The organism is Chryseobacterium sp. HNCC26DJ238, from assembly GCF_057180465.1.
This window is the reverse complement of the sequence record NZ_JBXUGI010000076.1, coordinates 1-361: the sequence shown is the minus strand read 5'-3', so window position 1 is coordinate 361 and position 361 is coordinate 1. Positions and strand designations below refer to the sequence as shown.

General features: G+C 45.2%; 1 pseudogene. It reads left to right on the top strand.

Annotated features, from left to right (window positions below):
- Window positions 1-361 (top strand): annotated as a pseudogene (locus AC2A07_RS19770) (T9SS type A sorting domain-containing protein); the annotation flags it as partial.

The window sequence follows — 361 nt, the reverse complement described above, 5'->3', positions numbered from 1 at the left end:
ATTTTTAATTGGCGGCTACACGCAGGCAGAAGGAAGAATTGAAGCAGATGATGAAACTTTCTGGATGCTCTACCTCGACCAGAACGGAAATGAACAATGGAGAAAGCACGTCAAAGGAGAATCCAGGAAGAAGGAAGAACGGTTATCGGATATCAAACTGAACCGTGACGGTTCTATTATTTTAGCAGGAACCAGTGCTGAGGAACTGGGCAGAGAAAACTGGAAGATCGTGAAACTGGGCGATAAGCAATTGGATCAGTTGATTGAGAAGCAGGATATCAAGATCTATCCTAACCCAGTTTCAGATTATGCGTACGTAGAAATCGGTTTTGACCCTTCGGCAGGCTCAGGGCAGGGTTTC